This window comes from Streptomyces griseoflavus (assembly GCF_014649995.1).
GTDB classification, from domain to species: Bacteria; Actinomycetota; Actinomycetes; order Streptomycetales; family Streptomycetaceae; genus Streptomyces; species Streptomyces griseoflavus.
In genome coordinates this window covers 99,478-114,276 of sequence record NZ_BMUC01000008.1, presented here as the reverse complement: position 1 = coordinate 114,276, position 14,799 = coordinate 99,478, and the positions used below count along the sequence as shown (strand labels likewise).

At 72.4% G+C, this 14,799-nt stretch carries 14 protein-coding genes and 1 pseudogene; 3 read left to right on the top strand and 12 right to left on the bottom strand.

What is annotated here, in order from left to right:
- Window positions 1-51 precede the first annotated feature (51 nt).
- Genes IE172_RS18070 through IE172_RS18060 form a run of 3 tightly spaced genes read right to left on the bottom strand, consistent with a single transcriptional unit; the run spans window position 52 to window position 1,725 of the window.
- Window positions 52-801 carry an NADH-quinone oxidoreductase subunit C gene (locus IE172_RS18070; protein ID WP_190098279.1) on the bottom strand — a complete coding sequence of 250 codons (750 nt, stop codon included), beginning with the start codon at window positions 799-801 and terminating at the stop codon, window positions 52-54.
- Window positions 798-1,352: a NuoB/complex I 20 kDa subunit family protein gene (locus IE172_RS18065; RefSeq protein WP_030565381.1), complete on the bottom strand. Its 555-nt coding sequence runs from the start codon at window positions 1,350-1,352 to the stop codon at window positions 798-800. The genes IE172_RS18070 and IE172_RS18065 overlap by 4 nt, the downstream gene beginning before the upstream one ends.
- 13 nt (window positions 1,353-1,365) lie before the next feature.
- Window positions 1,366-1,725 (bottom strand): NADH-quinone oxidoreductase subunit A, encoded by a 360-nt coding sequence (locus tag IE172_RS18060; RefSeq protein WP_003974383.1) that lies wholly within the window; start codon window positions 1,723-1,725, stop codon window positions 1,366-1,368.
- 748 nt (window positions 1,726-2,473) lie between these two features.
- Between IE172_RS18060 and IE172_RS18055 the strand changes: the two genes are divergently transcribed.
- Window positions 2,474-3,307: a C40 family peptidase gene (locus IE172_RS18055; protein WP_190098278.1), complete on the top strand. Its 834-nt coding sequence runs from the start codon at window positions 2,474-2,476 to the stop codon at window positions 3,305-3,307.
- A gap of 271 nt (window positions 3,308-3,578) precedes the next feature.
- Here the strand turns inward: IE172_RS18055 and IE172_RS18050 are convergent, their stop codons facing one another.
- Window positions 3,579-5,282: a hypothetical protein gene (locus IE172_RS18050; RefSeq protein ID WP_190098277.1), complete on the bottom strand. Its 1,704-nt coding sequence runs from the start codon at window positions 5,280-5,282 to the stop codon at window positions 3,579-3,581.
- Window positions 5,283-5,432: 150 nt separating this feature from the next.
- Window positions 5,433-6,716: a geranylgeranyl reductase family protein gene (locus tag IE172_RS18045; protein WP_190098276.1), complete on the bottom strand. Its 1,284-nt coding sequence runs from the start codon at window positions 6,714-6,716 to the stop codon at window positions 5,433-5,435.
- A 98-nt stretch (window positions 6,717-6,814) separates the two neighbouring features.
- Here IE172_RS18045 and IE172_RS18040 point away from each other — a divergent pair, with 98 nt between their 5' ends.
- Entirely contained in the window at window positions 6,815-7,339 is a 525-nt protein-coding gene (locus IE172_RS18040) for a GNAT family N-acetyltransferase (RefSeq protein WP_190098275.1), read from the top strand.
- A 146-nt stretch (window positions 7,340-7,485) separates the two neighbouring features.
- A pseudogene (locus IE172_RS34590) lies at window positions 7,486-7,774 on the top strand (PASTA domain protein).
- Here the strand turns inward: IE172_RS34590 and IE172_RS18035 are convergent.
- The 7 genes from IE172_RS18035 to IE172_RS18005 all read right to left on the bottom strand — a co-directional run bounded on the left by IE172_RS18035 (window position 7,761) and on the right by IE172_RS18005 (window position 14,521).
- Entirely contained in the window at window positions 7,761-8,456 is a 696-nt protein-coding gene (locus tag IE172_RS18035; protein WP_190098274.1) for a demethylmenaquinone methyltransferase, read from the bottom strand. The pseudogene IE172_RS34590 and the gene IE172_RS18035 sit on opposite strands and share 14 nt — an antisense overlap.
- A gap of 65 nt (window positions 8,457-8,521) precedes the next feature.
- A complete protein-coding gene (locus IE172_RS18030) occupies window positions 8,522-9,121 on the bottom strand; it encodes an imidazolonepropionase-like domain-containing protein (protein ID WP_190098273.1) in 600 nt (199 codons plus the stop codon).
- 6 nt (window positions 9,122-9,127) lie between these two features.
- Complete coding sequence (gene mqnC / locus IE172_RS18025) at window positions 9,128-10,327, bottom strand: cyclic dehypoxanthinyl futalosine synthase (RefSeq protein WP_190098272.1); 1,200 nt, start codon at window positions 10,325-10,327, stop codon at window positions 9,128-9,130.
- A gap of 78 nt (window positions 10,328-10,405) precedes the next feature.
- Window positions 10,406-11,140 (bottom strand): prepilin peptidase, encoded by a 735-nt coding sequence (locus IE172_RS18020; RefSeq protein ID WP_190098271.1) that lies wholly within the window; start codon window positions 11,138-11,140, stop codon window positions 10,406-10,408.
- A gap of 174 nt (window positions 11,141-11,314) precedes the next feature.
- Window positions 11,315-11,548 (bottom strand): hypothetical protein, encoded by a 234-nt coding sequence (locus IE172_RS18015; protein WP_190098270.1) that lies wholly within the window; start codon window positions 11,546-11,548, stop codon window positions 11,315-11,317.
- Between the two features lie 288 nt (window positions 11,549-11,836).
- Window positions 11,837-13,624, bottom strand: coding sequence for a protein kinase domain-containing protein (locus tag IE172_RS18010; RefSeq protein ID WP_368858551.1), 1,788 nt, complete (start codon window positions 13,622-13,624; stop codon window positions 11,837-11,839).
- A 48-nt stretch (window positions 13,625-13,672) separates the two neighbouring features.
- The gene (locus IE172_RS18005; RefSeq protein WP_190098269.1) at window positions 13,673-14,521 is read right to left on the bottom strand and encodes a menaquinone biosynthetic enzyme MqnA/MqnD family protein; all 849 of its coding nucleotides are present in this window, start codon (window positions 14,519-14,521) and stop codon (window positions 13,673-13,675) included.
- Between the last annotated feature and the right edge of the window lie 278 nt (window positions 14,522-14,799).

Sequence of the window (14,799 nt, the reverse complement as noted above, 5' to 3'; positions counted from 1 at the left end):
GCCTCCCGAAGGGAGTCGTTGAGGGGTGGTGGCCGGGAGACGGGTGGGCACTCACGAGTACGACCTCCGCTGGTCCGGGGCCGGGATCTGGGCGCCCTTGTACTCGACGGGGATGCCGCCGAGGGGGTAGTCCTTGCGCTGCGGGAAGCCCTGCCAGTCGTCCGGCATCATGATCCGCGTCAGGGCCGGGTGACCGTCGAAGACGATGCCGAAGAAGTCGTACGTCTCCCGCTCGTGCCAGTCGTTCGTCGGGTAGACGGAGAACAGCGACGGGATGTGCGGGTCGCCGTCGGGCGCGCTGACCTCGAGGCGGATCAACCGGTTGTGGGTGATCGAGCGCAGGTGGTAGACGGCGTGCAGCTCGCGGCCCTTGTCGTTCGGGTAGTGCACGCCGCTGACGCCGGTGCACAGTTCGAAGCGCAGGGCGGGGTCGTCGCGCAGGGTCCGCGCGACGCGGACGAGGTGCTCGCGTTCGATGTGGAAGGTGAGTTCGCCGCGGTCGACGACCGTCTTCTCGATGGCGTTGGCGGGCAGCAGGTCCTGCTCCTCCAGCGCGCCCTCGAGTTCGTCGGCGACCTCGTCGAACCAGCCCCCGTAGGGGCGGGTCGCCGGCCCGGGCAGCCGGACCGAGCGGACCAGCCCGCCGTAGCCGGAGGTGTCGCCGCCGTTGTCGGCGCCGAACATGCCGCGCTGGACGCGGATCTCCTCGCCGCCCCGGCCGCGCTGGCCGGGGAGGTTCTCCGCGGAGAGGTCCTTCTCGGGGTTCACGCCGTCACCCGCGGTGTCGTTCGCGTCGCTCATCGCAGCAGCCCCTTCATCTCGATCGTGGGCAGGGCCTTGAGCGCCGCCTCCTCCGCCTCGCGGGCCGCCTCCTCGGCGTTCACGCCGAGCTTGGAGCTCTGGATCTTCTGGTGGAGCTTGAGGATCGCGTCCAGCAGCATCTCGGGGCGGGGCGGACAGCCGGGGAGGTAGATGTCGACCGGGACGACGTGGTCGACGCCCTGGACGATCGCGTAGTTGTTGAACATGCCGCCCGAGGAGGCGCACACCCCCATGGAGATCACCCACTTGGGGTTCGGCATCTGGTCGTAGACCTGCCGCAGCACCGGCGCCATCTTCTGGCTGACCCGCCCGGCGACGATCATGAGGTCCGCCTGCCGCGGCGAGCCGCGGAAGACCTCCATGCCGAAGCGCGCCAGGTCGTAGCGGCCGGCGCCGGTGGTCATCATCTCGATGGCACAGCAGGCGAGGCCGAACGTGGCCGGGAAGACGGACGACTTGCGCACCCAGCCCGCGGCCTGCTCGACGGTGGTCAGCAGGAATCCGCTCGGCAGTTTTTCTTCGAGTCCCATGACTAGTGGCCCCTCAGTCCCATTCCAGGCCGCCGCGCCGCCATACGTACGCGTACGCGACGAAGACGGTGAGCACGAAGAGCAGCATCTCCACGAGCCCGAAGATCCCCAGGGCGTCGAAGGTGACGGCCCAGGGGTAGAGGAAGACGATCTCGATATCGAAGATGATGAAGAGCATCGCCGTCAGGTAGTACTTGATGGGGAAGCGCCCGCCGCCGGCCGGCGTGGGGGTCGGCTCGATACCGCACTCGTAGGCTTCGAGCTTGGCGCGGTTGTACCGCTTCGGACCGATCAGCGTGGCCATGACCACGGAGAAGATCGCAAAGCCTGCCCCGAGGGCTCCCAGTACGAGGATGGGCGCATACGCGTTCACCGCTCCTCGCTCCTCTCAGTCGGCATTGACTGCTGGCGTTGTGCGGCGGGCTCCGTCAGCCCCAACTGCCCCACGAACCACGCCCGCCCCGGCGAAGATCGAGAACATGTGAAGCAGGTCACAAGCCCAACCGCTCCGCATCCTATGCCCGAGGGTCTGTGATCTGCGACACGGGGTATTCCACAACCTTTGTGATCTCCACCACCTGACGAACGATCATGAAGTCGGATGAGCAGTGATCTTCGCACGCCAAGCGTTCGCGTGATCACCAAAGGTGACATTTTGACTGGTCAGCGCAGCTCAGAGGGCCCGTCTCCATATCAAGAGGCTTCCCGTGCATGCAAATTGGCGCTGGACTCGATCTCTTGATAGAAGCCGCGTTCACACGTCGGAGGGGCGCCGGGGCGGGATGTGGACGTGTGCACGCGTTCACGAAGTCACGGCGTCACGATCCGGCCACGCTCGGTCAACACCCGGCCCGGAGCGCGCCGGCCCGCCGGACGCGGCGGAAGCGGCAATCGTTCCGTGACGTGCGTCACGTTCATGAGAGCCGGATGAAAGGAGGGGTTGGCCAACCGACCCGACCGGTGGTAGGCGCGGAGCAATTCGGACGTAACGATGAAAGTACGTGATCACGGGCCGATCACGGACGCCCGCAATGTCCGTTGTGGCGTCAATAAAGAACCCCGCCCCGGGTTTTCGGGGCCCCGATTGAACAACTGTGGCGCAGCACACGTTTCTTGAAGATATGAAGCAGCCCCTGGTACCGGTTGTTCCCATGTCCCACACCGCTCACATACGCAGCCACCGGAAACCCCGCCGTACCGCGTCGTCCACGATGGCGATGCGGGCCGGAGTTGCCGGTGGCGTCCTCAGCACCCTGGCAGTGGCCGGGGCGTCGGGTTCGGCGAACGCCGCCGAGCCGGTGACGCAGACCCTCGAACTGCCCACCCTGACGGCCGACCTGGCCGCCCAGGTCGCGCAGTCCGCGGACGCCACCCAGCAGGCCGCCGCGAACTACCAGCTGCGGGCCGAGCGTGACGCGGCCGCCGCCCAGGCCGCCCAGCAGGCCAAGGCGGACCTGGCCGAGGCCAAGGAGAAGGCCGAGGCGAAGAAGAAGGCCGCGGAGGAGGCCCGCAAGGCCGCCGCCGAGCGTGCGTCGCGCGACGCCGGGCGCACCGCCCTGGCCACCACCGCGACCGCCACGACCGCGTCCGCGCCCGCCAGCGGCAGCGTCGGAGCGGTCATCGCCTTCCTCAAGGCGCAGGTGGGCGACGCCTACGTCATGGGCGCCACCGGCCCCAACGCGTGGGACTGCTCGAGCCTGGTGCAGGCCGCGTTCAAGCAGGTCGGCGTCGATCTGCCGCGCGTCTCGCAGGACCAGTCGACGGTCGGCACCGACATCCCGCTGTCGCAGGTCCAGGTCGGCGACATCCTGTACTGGGGCGGCAAGGGATCCGCGTACCACACGGGTGTCTACATCGGTAACGGCCAGTACCTGGACGCCGCCAACCCGTCCAAGGGCGTCGTGATCCAGGACCTCTCCGGCTACCCCGCGTCGGGTGCCGTGCGCGTGCTCTGAGCCGCGCTCCTCACGGACCGAAGGGCCGCTGCCGTCCGGCGGCGGCCCTCCCCCGTCCACCGCGGCCCCCGTCCACGCCCCGCACACCGGGCCGGGATCGCCCGATTGCCGGAATCGTCCCACCCGCGGGGCGGGGTGACGGCACCCCCATGCGCCGACGGTGCTCCGTGAAGCGCCGTGACGGCCCCTCGCGGCGCCCCGCGCGAACGCCGACGGCCGGAGTCCGTACTCGGGACCCCGGCCGCCCACAGCGCCGTTCACGGCGTCGGTGTCAGGCGGTGACGCCGCCGCCCTGCCGTGCGCGCCGGCGCAGCAGCACGACGACGCCCGCGCCGAGGCCCAGCGCCAGCAGCGCCGCCCCGCCGACCAGCGTCACGCCGCCGGCGCCGGTGAGGGCCAGGCCGCCCCCGGCCCCGTCGCCCGCTCCGTCACCGGACGTGCCGTTCGTACCGCTCGTTCCGTTCGTTCCGTTCGTACCGGAGGAGCCGTTCGCCCCGGAGTCGCCCTCCTCGCCGGACCCGGGCGGGGTGGAGCCGCCCGACGTGCCGCCGTCGCCCGTGCCGCCGTCCGTCGCCCCGTCGGAGCCGTTGAGCACGATCCAGGCGGAGTTGTTGGCGTGGTCGGAGTCGAAGGGGTTGTCCCACTCGGGCAGCGCCACCTTGCCCTTGGCGCCCTCGACGACCCGGTCGACGCGCAGCTCGAACGGGAAGTCCAGCTCGGCGTCCTCCAGCAGCGGGGTGTTCACCCAGCAGAGGTAGCCCTTCACGCCCTCGGCGATGGTGTTCTCCCCGCAGCGCTCGGGGGCCTTGGTGACGGTCGCCCCCTCCGGGACGGCCACGGTGAAGCCGATGGGTTCGCCGCCGGAGCGCTGGGCGCTGATCCAGGCGGGGCCGTTGTTGCGGAAGCGGATCTCCGCCGTGACGGTGTCGCCGGCCGCGGCCGCCTGCGAGGAGCCGGTCAGCTCCAGGTCGTAGGTGTTCCTCACGGGCAGGTCCACGTCCGCGTACCGGGAGTAGTCCGCCGGGTTCGCGGAGGGGAGCTTCGTCAGCGTCAGGTCCCCGCCGGTGCCCGGCCGGTAGTCCTTGGCGGCGCGCAGCGCGGCGGCCTCGTCCGGGGCGACGGCGGTGAAGGAGTAGGTGAAGACGTCGTGCAGCGCGAAGTCGGCGGTCTTCACCTTCAGCGGCTCGGCCAGGGCGTAGGCGGTGCCCGCGTCGATGCGGTCGGGGAAGACGCAGATGGCTTCGGTGCCCTGGCGCAGCAGGGGCCCGGTGGTCACCTCGGCGTAGGCGCAGTTGCCGTACGAGTCGGGGAAGGACACCCCGCGCGAGCCGCGGAAGCGCAGCACCGCGCCCTCGGCGGGCATGCTGCCGGCGTTGCGCAGTCCCACGGGCGCCGCGTAGGTGCCGCCCGCCCGCAGGTCGTCCGGCACCGAGAGGGCGCGGTTGAGGAACTCGGGGCCGCCGACGAGCACGTCGATGGTGAGCGGCGTGAACTCCAGTCCCTCGCCCTCACCGGTGACGGTGATGCTGCCGAAGTCCCCGGCCTCGCTGTCGCCGGTGACGTCGAGCCGGATGCCGCCGACCCTGTTGTACCGCTCGCCCGCGTACAGCTCGCTGCCCGAGCAGACGGCGACCGGGCCGTCGGCCCGGCACGGGAGCTTCACCTCGGCCACGCCCGCCAGGCCGCTCGCGTCGATGCGGATCGTGTAGTCCCCGGTGAACACGGGCGGGATGACGCCGTCGCCCTCGAAGGGCTCGCCCGGGGCGTTCAGCCGCAGGTCGACCTGCGGTTCCGAGGGGTCACCGTTGTCGGAGTGGAGCGACAGGTCGACCCGGTCCTCGCCGGTGATCGTCACGGGCAGGGGCGCGTCGGCCGCGTGGGCGGTGCCCGCCGCACCGGCCGCGACCAGGCTCGTGGCGGCCACCAGCCCCAGGGCCCTGAGGGGCCGGAGGCGCCGGTTTGCCTGCTGTGTCATGGAAGGCTCTTTCGTCGAACGGGACGTGCCCGGCTGGGTACGTCCCGTTCGACAGCCGGAGTTGACGATCAGTTGCCCACGGAAGCGTCACGCGGTGATCACGGTCGCGCATACCCCGCGGTCACACCGGACGGCGGCGGACACACCGCCTCACGCCTTCGGCGCCACCTTGCTCAGCCCGTTGATGACGCGGTCCATGGCGTCGCCGCCGGTGGGGTCGGTCAGGTTGGCGAGCAGCTTCAGGGTGAAGCGCATCAGCATCGGGTGGGTCAGCCCGCGCTGGGCGGCGATCTGCATGACCTTGGGGTTGCCGATGAGCTTCACGAAGGCGCGGCCGAGCGTGTAGTAGCCGCCGTAGGTGTCCTTGAGCACGCGCGGGTAGCGCTGGAGCGCGATCTCCCGCTGGGCCGGGGTGGCCCGCGCGTGCGCCTGGACGATCACGTCGGCGGCGATCTGCCCGGACTCCATGGCGTAGGCGATGCCCTCGCCGTTGAACGGGTTGACCAGACCGCCCGCGTCGCCGACGAGCAGCAGTCCGCGCGTGTAGTGCGGCTGGCGGTTGAAGGCCATGGGGAGCGCGGCGCCGCGGATCGGCCCGGTCATGTTGTCCGGGGTGTAGCCCCAGTCCTCCGGCATGGAGGCGCACCAGGCCTTGAGGACCTCGCGCCAGTCCAGCTCCTTGAAGGACTCGGAGGTGTTGAGCACGCCCAGGCCGACGTTGCTGGTTCCGTCGCCCATGCCGAAGATCCAGCCGTAGCCGGGCAGCAGCCGGTCCTGCGGGCCGCGGCGGTCCCACAGCTCCAGCCAGGACTCCAGGTAGTCGTCGTCGTGGCGGGGCGAGGTGAAGTACGTGCGGACGGCGACGCCCATCGGCCGGTCCTCGCGCCGGTGCAGGCCCATCGCCAGGGACAGCCGGGTGGAGTTGCCGTCGGCGGCCACCACCAGCGGGGCGTGGAAGGTGACTTCCCGCTTGTCCTCGCCGAGCTTGGCCTTCACGCCGGTGATGCGCCCGGTCCGGTCGTCGATGAGCGGCGCGCCCACGTTGCAGCGCTCGTACAGCCGGGCGCCGGCCTTCTGGGCCTGCCGGGCGAGCTGCTCGTCGAAGTCGTCGCGCTTGCGGACCAGACCGTAGTCGGGGAAGGAGGCGAGTTCCGGCCAGTCGAGCTGGAGGCGGACGCCGCCGCCGATGATGCGCAGGCCCTTGTTGCGCAGCCAGCCGGCCTCCTCGGAGATGTCGATGCCCATCGCCACCAGCTGCTTGGTGGCGCGCGGGGTGAGGCCGTCGCCGCACACCTTCTCGCGCGGGAACTCGGTCTTCTCCAGCAGGAGCACGTCGAGTCCGGACCGGGCCAGGTGGTAGGCGGTGGCGGAGCCGGCTGGCCCCGCGCCGACGACGATCACATCGGCGGTGTTGTCGGAGAGGGGCTCGGTCACGGCGGGATCTCCCCAGGGTTCGGAATCTGCGTGCCGACCGGCACTGGACACGGGCAGTCTATTCAGCGGCATTGATCACCCGGCTGAAGGGCTGCCCCGTGAACCGAGCTCTCCCCGCTGTACGGCTGCGTGTTCCCACCCATGAGGACGCCGTCACCTGGCACCGGATCTTCGACGACCCGGACGTCATGGAGTTCCACGGCGGCAGGGCGGCGGCCCTGTCGGTCTACGAGGAGCTGACCGCCCGTCAGCGCCGGCACGACGCCCAGCTGGGCTTCTGCCTGTGGACCATGACGGACGCGTCCGGGCAGGTCATCGGCTTCACCGGCGCCCAGCCGTGGGAGCGCGACTGGGGCCCCACGGGCGAGATCGAGATCGGCTGGCGGCTCGGGCGGGAGCACTGGGGCAAGGGGTACGCCACCGCGGCGGCCCGGGAGACCCTGCGGCGGGTGGGCGCGGCGGGCGTGACGGGGGTGGTGGCGATGGTGGACGCCCGCAACACCCGTTCCACGGCGGTGACCCGGCGGCTCGGGATGCGCCTCGCCGAGACGTTCACGACTCCGGTGTCGCGGCGCGAGGCCCACTGCTACCGCCTCGGCCTCCGTTCCGACGACGTGGAGTAACCGATGGTCGCGGAACGCCACGCGGCGCTTCCGGCGGGCACCGCACCGGTCCACGGTGCCGGTACCGCTGGGGGGTGACGTCCGTGCGTGTGACACCCGAGGGACCCGGAACGCCCGACGTGCGCGTGCCGCGCCCGGTCGGACTGATGGCCGTGGACGCGCGCGCGTCGGCCCGCGCGCGGGGACCGTTCGTGGACGCCCCGGACCGGCCGGACTTCCGGCTCACCGTCGTCGACCACGTCGTACGCCGGTATCCGCGGCCCGGCACCGAGGTCCCACGGCACTCCGTGGTCCACGTGTGGTTCGGCTCCGGTCCGGGCGAGGGCGGCGGAGGGGTGCGCGAGCCGCGCCGGGCCGGCACCGCCCCCGGGCGGGCCGGACCGGGAACCGGAGGAGCCCGCCGCGCCCCGCGCCGTGGCGCTCAGCTCTCCTTGAAGCCCCGGTGCAGCGCCACCACTCCGCCCGTCAGGTTGCGCCACGCCACCCGCGACCAGCCGGCGCCCTTCAGCCGGTCGGCCAGTCCGGGCTGGTCGGGCCAGGCGCGGATGGACTCGGCGAGGTAGACGTACGCGTCCGGGTTGGACGACACCGAGCGGGCGACCGGCGGCAGCGCACGCATCAGGTACTCGGTGTAGACGGTGCGGAACGGCGTCCACGTCGGGTGCGAGAACTCGCAGATGACGATCCGCCCGCCGGGCCGGGTCACCCGGTGCATCTCGCGCAGCGCCGCGTCGGTGTCCTGCACGTTGCGCAGCCCGAAGGAGATGGTGACGGCGTCGAAGACGTCGTCCTTGAAGGGCAGCCGGGTCGCGTCGCCCGCGGTGTACGGCAGCCAGGCGTGGTTGCGCTTGCCCACCCGCAGCATGCCGAGGGAGAAGTCGCAGGGCACGACGTAGGCGCCGCTGCGGGCGAACGGCATCGACGAGGTGCCCGTACCGGCCGCGAGGTCCAGGACCTTCTGCGCGGGCCGGGCGTCGACGGCCCTGGCGACCTCCTTGCGCCATCGCCGGTCCTGCCCGAGGGACAGCACGTCGTTGGTCAGGTCGTACCGTTCCGCGACGTCGTCGAACATCGAGGCGACTTCGTGCGGCTGCTTGTCCAGGGATGCGCGGGTCACGGGCCCATTCTTGCAGCCCCGCACCGGCCGGCCCCCGGCGGTGTCCCGTCCCGGCCGCGGGCCGGTCATCGCCGCCGGTACACCAGGCGGCCGCCCACGACGGTGACCACACACGTGGACGCGCCGTCCCGCACGAGGGCGTCCCGGTCGGGCACGTCGAACACCGCGAACCGCGCGGGCTTCCCCGCGCCGAGGCCCGGCAGCATCACGAGGGGCACCGGGGAGAGCGCCGCGGGCCCGGGCAGTGCGGGCGGACGTCCCGCCCGGGCGAGCCCGGCCCTGCGCACCGCGTCCAGGGCTTCGCGGCCGCGCAGTTGCCCGGCGACCGCGACCGTGCCGTGCGCCAGCAGGCGCTGCACTCCGCGGCGTGCGCTGGCGGCCCGCGCGGACGGGCCGGCCGCGAGGAGCTCCCGCGCGCGCTCCCCGAACACCGGCTCGCTGCCGAGCCGGTCCGCCTCGCGCGGGTCGGGGTGGTACGCCTGCTCCAGCAGTTCCGGACCGTAGGGGTTGAGCAGTCCGGGCGTCATGATGCCGGGCCACCGCCGCAGCCGGGCGTCCGGATGAGCCGCGGCCAGCTGTTCGTACGGGCCGACGGCGGCGATGAGCGCGCCCTCGACCAGGACGGCCGTCCCGGGCGAGGCGTCGGCGGTGTGAAGGGTCGGCACGGGGCGTCAGTTGGCGGGCAGGAGCTTGAGCTCCGGGTGGGCGGTGCCGCCCTCGATGGCCGTGGAGGAGATGTGGGAGACCACCCGGTCGTCGACCGGGTCGTTCGCCGGGTCGTCGTGGACGACGAGGTGCTCGTACGTGGTCGACCGCTGCGCGGGGACCCGGCCCGCCCTACGGATCAGGTCGATGATCTCCAGCCGGTTGGAGCGGTGCTTGGCGCCGGCGGAGGAGACCACGTTCTCCTCCAGCATGATCGAGCCGAGGTCGTCCGCGCCGTAGTGCAGCGAGAGCTGGCCGACCTCCTTGCCGGTGGTCAGCCAGGACCCCTGGATGTGGGCGACGTTGTCCATGAACAGCCGGGCGATGGCGATCATCCGCAGGTACTCGAAGAGGGTGGCCTGCGTGCGGCCCTTCAGGTGGTTGTTCTCGGGCTGGTAGGTGTACGGGATGAACGCGCGGAAGCCGCCCGTGCGGTCCTGCACGTCGCGGATCATCCGCAGGTGCTCGATGCGTTCGGCGTTGGTCTCGCCGGTGCCCATCAGCATGGTGGACGTGGACTCGACGCCGAGGCCGTGGGCGATCTCCATGATCTCCAGCCAGCGCTCACCGGACTCCTTCAGCGGAGCGATGGCCTTGCGGGGCCGCGCGGGCAGCAGCTCCGCGCCGGCCCCGGCGAAGGAGTCGAGCCCGGCCGCGTGGATCCGGGTGATGGCCTCCTCGACCGACACCTTCGAGATCCGGGCCATGTGCTCGACCTCGCTCGCCCCCAGGCTGTGGATGACGAGCTGCGGGAACTCCTGCTTGATGGCGGCGAAGTGCTTCTCGTAGTACTCGACGCCGTAGTCCGGGTGGTGGCCGCCCTGGAACATGATCTGCGTGCCGCCGAGTTCGACGGTCTCCGCGCAGCGCCGCAGGATGTCGTCGAGGTCGCGGGTCCAGCCCTTCGCCTTGTCCTTGGGGGCCGCGTAGAAGGCGCAGAACTTGCACGCCGTGACGCACACGTTCGTGTAGTTGATGTTCCGCTCGATGATGTACGTCGCGATGTGCTCCGTACCGGCGTACCGGCGCCTGCGTACGGCGTCGGCGGCGGCGCCCAACGCGTGCAGCGGGGCGTCGCGGTAGAGGTCGAGGGCCTCTTCCGGAGTGATCCGCCCACCGGCGGCGGCACGGTCGAGGACGGTCTGAAGGTCGGCCTTCTCGGTCACCGGCGTCCCTTTCGCAAGGTTCACAAGGGGTGTGGACGGACCGATCCAGCGTACGTCAGCCGTGTGTGACGGCTGACGTCAGGCCGCGTACGCACCCATCAGCAGCCCCACGAAGGCACCGCTGATCAGGAACGGCCCGAACGGGATGGCGGTCCTGCGTCCCGCCTTGCGGGCGACGACCAGCGCGCCCCCGTACAGCGCCCCGGACACGAATCCGGCGAGGGTGCCGAGCATCACCGTCGGCCAGCCGTACCAGCCGAGCACCGCGCCCGCGCCCAGTGCCAGCTTCACGTCGCCGAAGCCCATGCCGCCCGGGTTGATCCGGTACAGCAGGTAGTAGCCGGCGCCGAGAGCGAGGGAGCCCAGCAGGGCCGTCGTCCACTCCCCCGCGTGCTCCGGGAGGAGGGCGGTGAGACCCAGCAGGAGCAGGGCGGCCGCCGCGAACGGCAGGGTGAGCGGGTCGGGCAGCCGCTGCACCCGGAAGTCGACCACCGCGAGCAGCACCCCGACGGGCGCCAGCAGCAGCCAGACGGCCAGCTCGGGCCGGGTCCCGGTGGCGGCGGCGAGGACGGCGCAGACCAGCGCGGTCACGACGACCGAGGCGGCGCCCGGCCCGTACGGCGGCCCCGCGCACCGCCCGCACCGCGCGCCGCCGAGCCACCCGCTCACCCCGTGCCCCGCCGGACACGCCGTCCGCCACTCCTCCCCCGACGGGACGGAGAAGCGGTAGGCGGCCCGGGGCAGCAGCGCACCCGCCACCGCGCCCCACAGCGCGGCGACGGCGACCAGCGAGACGTACAGGCCGTCGCTCATCCCGCCACCGGCGGGACGGGGGCGGGGCGGGGACGGTGGCGTCGCGTCATGGCGAGTGTCCTGGGGCGTGGGGACAAGGATTCTGTCGGGCCCTCAGATCCTAGGGACTTCCCCGGGCGCGAAAAAGGGCACCGGATCCGTCCCGGACCCGGTGCCCGTGCGGCCGCGTCGCCCTCAGTACAGGGTGGCGTGCAGGTGGCCGTCGACCGAGACGCCCTGGGCCGGGGCCGAGGCGCCCACGCCCGCGGTGATGCCGACGTCGCCGGCCTCGACGTGGAGGCCGAGGGCGCCCTGCTGGGCGTGGATGCCGGCGTGGAGGCCGGCGCCCGCGCCCGCCTGGCCGCCGGCGACGGCGTCCAGGTCGGCGTCGGAGAGCTCGGCGGTGTGGAGGTGGGGGGCGAGGTGCATGGGGCGCGTTTCCCTTCGGAGGACCGGATCACGTGGGGGGAGACCCGATCAAAGCACGGGCGGGAAGGGGCGGCCAGCCCGTCGTCCGCCGCGCGGCACGGGGTCGCTCCGGCGTGTTCACGACCCTGACACGACGGTCACCGCCCGGCCCCGCATCTTCACGCGGACCGGCCTCCCACCGGCCCTTTCGCACCCTCCCCGGGGCGGCCGGGAGCGGCGGCGCGCGAAACCTGTGCAGATCCGCGGAAGGTTCCGGGACCTGCCCCCGGGACGGCCCCGGGGGGGCGGCTAACCGATCTTCGACAACCGGGCCTCCGGACGCCCGGAGGGCCTGCTGTCCGACTCGTACACGAGGTCGTCGCCGACCCGGGTGAGAAGGACCGTGTGGGACTCCTGGTCGCACACGCCGCGGTTGTCCTTCGCCCCGACGGAGGTGGTGACGAGCCGTTTGCCCGTCACCTGCTTCAGGGTGAGGACGTCGTCGCAGGTGCCGCCGAAGAGGTCCGTGTGCCGCAGGGTGCCCACCTTCTCTCCCACCGTGGCCTGGTGGAGCGTCACCCGGAAGGTGCCGAGCGGAAGGGAGACGGTGTCGCGGGAGGTGGCCTGCCCCTCCCAGGTGCCGAGGTGGCCGGCGGGGACGGTGACGGCCGGCGCCTGGGGACCGGCGCTGCCCTCCGCGTCCGCGCTGCCGCTGGGGGACCGGCCCGGCAGCCAGTCCTGGACGACCACGGTGGTGACGGTCACGGCGGCCAGCGCGCCCGCAACGGCGAGGGCGACCGTGCAGCTCACCCGCCGGCCCCTGCCGCCGGCACCGGGCGAGGCCGTGGCCGCCACCGAGACGGAGAGCTTGCCGGGGCGGTGGCCGTCCGGGCCCTCGCCCTCGCCGGCGGGCCGGGCCGCCGGGCGGGCGGTCACGTACGGGTTCGCGTCGGTGCCGCCGGCCGGGCCGTCGGGCGCGTCGCGCGGTTCCGGGAGCACGGCCCCGCCGGGCTCCTCGCGCTCCGGCATCACCGGCGGCGGCCCGAAGACCCCGCTCGCCGGCCCCGTGACCCCCGCGCCCGGGGACCCGCTCACCGACGGCCTGCTGAACCCCACCGGCCCGGAGGCCGGTCCCTCCCCCTCTGCCTCCAGGTTCAGCAGCCGCACCGCGGCCCGGCTGACCTGTTCCACCAGCGGCCCCGGCAGCCAGCCGCCCGCCACCAGACGCGCCGCGCCGCCCTCCGGAGCGAGCCGCCGGGCCACCTCGGCGGGGGCCGGCCGCGCCGACGGATCCTTGTTCAGGCAGGCCTCGGTGACGTCGCGTAAGGCACCGTCCAGCCCGCCCAGCTCCGGCGGCTCGTGGACGACCTTGTAGAGCAGGGCCGCCGAGGAGTCGCCGGGGAAGGGCGGCCTGCCGGTCGCCGCGTACGCGAGGACCGCGCCGAGCGAGAAGACGTCCGCCGCGCCCGTGACGCCCTTGCCGAGGATCTGCTCGGGGGACATGTAGCCGGGGGAGCCGATCGAGACGCCGGTGGAGGTCAGCGAGGCGGTGCCGTCCATGGCGCGGGTGATGCCGAAGTCGATCAGCAGCGGGCCGTCGAGGGTGAGGAGCACGTTGGACGGCTTCACGTCCCGGTGCACCAGGCCCAGCTGGTGCACGGCCGCCAGCGCCTCGGCCAGACCGGCGCCCAGGGTCCGTACGGAGTGGGCGGGCAGCGGGCCGGCGTCGGTGACGGCGGCCGCGAGCGAGGGGCCGGCCGCGTAGGCGGTGGCGACCCACGGGACGCGGGCCTCGGGGTCGGCGTCGAGGACGGAGGCCGTCCAGGCGCCGCCGACCCGGCGGGCGGCGTCGACCTCACGGCGATGGGGGTCCCCCCGCGCGAGCGCAGTCGAGCGTGGGGGAGGGCCCGGAACTCCTCGTCCAGCGCGAAGTGCGGGTGCACGATCTTCACCGCGACGGTGCGGCCACCGGCGCTGCGGCCCAGGTAGACGCGCCCCATGCCGCCGGAGCCGAGCCGGCCGAGCAGCCGGTAGGGACCCACGACCGTGGGTTCGTCCACATCGAGCGGCCGCATGGCGCCACCCCTCCCCCGTCACGCCCGGATGCCGGAACCTTCCAGCAGGGTAGTGGGCCGCGCCCCGGTCTCACGGCCGCAGGAGGTCCACCTCGACGTCCGCGGGGAAACCCGTCGTCGGCCCCACCCGGCGGGCGAACTCCGCGACCGCCTCCAGCTGCGGGGTGCCGAAGCTGAAGTCGAGGGTGGTGAAGTACTGGGCCAGGGTGCGCTCGTCGAAGGCCTCCCAGCGGGCGGCCTGCTCGGCGACCTTGTCGACCTCCTCCAGGGAGACGTTGCGGGAGGTGAGGAACGCCTCGTGCACCTTGCGGGTGATGACCGGCTCGCGCTCGGCGTAGTCGCGCCGGGCCGCCCAGATCGCGAAGACGAACGGCAGGCCCGTCCACTCCTTCCACAGCGCGCCCAGGTCGTGCACGTCCAGGCCGTAGCGGGGGCCGTCGACCATGTTGGCGCGCAGGGCCGCGTCCCCGATGAGGACGGCCGCCTCGGCCTCCTGCATCATCAGGCTCAGGTCGGGCGGGCAGGTGTAGTAGTCGGGCTGGACGCCGTACCGCTCGGCGAGGAGGAGCTGGGCGAGGCGCACGGAGGTGCGGGAGGTCGACCCGAGGGCGACCCGGGCGCCGTCCAGCCGGTCCAGGGGGACCTGCGAGACGATCACGCAGGACATCACCGGGCCGTCGCAGCCCACGGCGATGTCGGGGAAGGCGACGAGGCGGTCCGCGTGCTTGAGGTACTCGACCAGGGTGATGGGCCCGATGTCGAGGTCGCCCTGCACCAGCTTCTCGCTGAGCTTCTCGGGGGTGTCCTTCGTCAGCTCGAAGTCGAGGAGCGTGCCCGTTCTCGCCAGCCCCCAGTACAGGGGCAGGCAGTTCAGGAACTGGATGTGGCCGACGCGCGGCCGGGTGCGAGGATTGTCCACATCGCGAGGCTAGCCCTCACCCGGACCGGGAGACCCTTCACCCCCTTGTTCACCTTTGAACGATCTTCACGGGTGTGACGGGCGGGGCCTGCGGACATTCGGGTGACGTGATCTTGACCTCTATTGCATCGGGCCCCCCGCGTGCTAGGCTCATCGCAAGTTGCAGTTTGGTTTCCCTTGCAGTACAGAGCCTGCGGAGCATGTGACCGCGGGCTCTCGTCGTTCTCAGACGGATGCAGTTGTGCGGAATTGGTCTTCACACTTGCTGGTTCTGGAGC